This is a genomic window from Acidisphaera rubrifaciens HS-AP3, from assembly GCF_000964365.1.
Classification (GTDB): Bacteria; Pseudomonadota; Alphaproteobacteria; order Acetobacterales; family Acetobacteraceae; genus Acidisphaera; species Acidisphaera rubrifaciens.
Genome location: NZ_BANB01000269.1, coordinates 1 through 1,768, shown reverse-complemented (window position 1 = coordinate 1,768; position 1,768 = coordinate 1). Strand labels below are relative to the sequence as shown.

At 73.0% G+C, this 1,768-nt stretch carries 2 protein-coding genes; one reads left to right on the top strand and one right to left on the bottom strand.

Annotation, left to right across the window (positions count from 1 at the left end; translation table 11 throughout):
- The coding region (locus tag B8460_RS09120) for a putative PEP-binding protein (protein WP_241771158.1) at window positions 1-1,434 on the top strand (1,434 nt) is incomplete at its 5' end.
- 32 nt (window positions 1,435-1,466) lie between these two features.
- On the opposite strand, the gene B8460_RS09115 is transcribed toward B8460_RS09120, so the two are convergent.
- On the bottom strand, window positions 1,467-1,768 hold a 302-nt coding region (locus B8460_RS09115), incomplete at its 5' end, for a nucleotidyltransferase family protein (protein WP_048861281.1).

Below are 1,768 nucleotides of genomic sequence, written 5' to 3'. Positions count from 1 at the left end.
CAGCACAAGCGCATGCAGCGCCTGCCGCCGCCGCCGCGCCCGCTGACCGAGCGCGTGCTCGCGGGCATCGCGGTGTCGTCGGGCATCGCGATCGGCCCCGCCTACGGCATCACCGAACCGGCGGTCACCGTCGCGCACCGCAAGATCGCCGCCGCCGACATCGAAGCAGAGGCGCGACGGCTCGACGCCGCCATCGCGCAGTCGTCCAAGCAGCTGGCCAAGCTGCGGGCGCGCCTCGGCACGCTGCCCGAGGACAGCCAGGCCGAGATCGCGCCGCTGCTCGATGTCTATGTGCGCATGCTCGGCCCGTCGCGGCTGGTGCGCGGGATGCGGCGGAACATCACCGAAAAACTGCTGTCGGCGGAAACCGCCGTCGCCGAGGAGGCGGAAGCGCTCGTTGCCGCCATCCAGGCGCAGGCCAGCAGTCTGAGCGGACTGTCCGCGGACGAGCGCGCCTCCGTCGACCGCCATGCCGAGGAGGTGCGCGAGGTCGCGCGCCGACTGCTGCGCAACCTGACGCAGACGCCGTTCCGCAGCTTCGCGAGCCTGCCCGAGGGCGCGATCCTGGTGTGCGAGACGCTGCGCCCGGCCGACGCCGCGCTGCTCGATCCGGCGCGCATCGCGGGTGTCGCGGCCGAGGACGGCGGCACCGACGGCCATACGGCGGTGATGCTGCGGGCGCTAGGCCTGCCCGCGGTGCTCGGCGCCGCGGGGCTGGTGGACGCGGTGCAGGCCGGCGATCTCGCCGTCATCGACGGCACCGCCGGACGCATCACGCTGCACCCGACCGCCGTGACGCTTGCCGCCGCGCGACGCGACGCCGCCGCCTATGCGCGCGAGCGGCAGCGCTACGCGCGGCTGCGCCGCCTGCCGGCGCAGACACGGGACGGCGAGGCGGTCGAGCTGCAGGCCAATCTGGAGCTGCCGATCGAACTGCCGCTGATCGCGCAGTCGGGCGCACAGGGGATCGGCCTGCTGCGCACCGAGTTCCTGTTCATGAACCGCGAGACCCTGCCCGACGAGGACACGCAGGCCGAGAGCTACCGCACGATCATCGACGCGATGGCGGGCGATCCGGTCACCATCCGGGTCCTCGACTGGGGCGGCGAAAAGGACATCGAGGCGCTGCACAGCGACGGCATCGTGACCGAGGCGACCGAGGCGAACCCGGCCCTCGGGCTGCGCGGCATCCGCCTGCTGCTGCGCCGGCCGGCGCTGTTCGAGACGCAGCTCGCGGCGATCCTGCGCGCGGCGGTGGCCGGCCCGGTGCGCGTGCTGCTGCCGATGGTCACGACCGTCGCCGAGGTGCGGCAGGCGCGCGACATCTACGACCCGTTGGCGGCCCACGACGTGAATAAGGGTGATGCGATCCCGGGGGCCAGGGGCGAGACGCCGATGGGCGGCGATGGTGTCGCGCTTTTCACCCCCGGGTAGCGAGCGGTGGACCGATGGCGTCGTCGCCCGTCTCAGGCGACCGGGCGGGCCGGCCGCAGGCGCTCCGGCAGGTCGCCGAGGCTTTCCACCGTGTCGAAGTCGCGCAGCACCGCGTCCGTGTCGAGGTCGATCTCGGCCACGTCGTCGCGATGCCGCGCGAGCAGGAATCGCGCGCCGGCATCGCCGGTGGCGGCGAGGATCTCGTCGAAGTAGCGGCGGTCCCACAGCATCGGGTTGCCTTGCTTGCCGTTATGCGTCGGCACCACGATCAGCCGGCCCTCGTCGCGGTCATAGGCATCGATCAGCCGGTCGATCATCCGCCCGGTCACCAGCG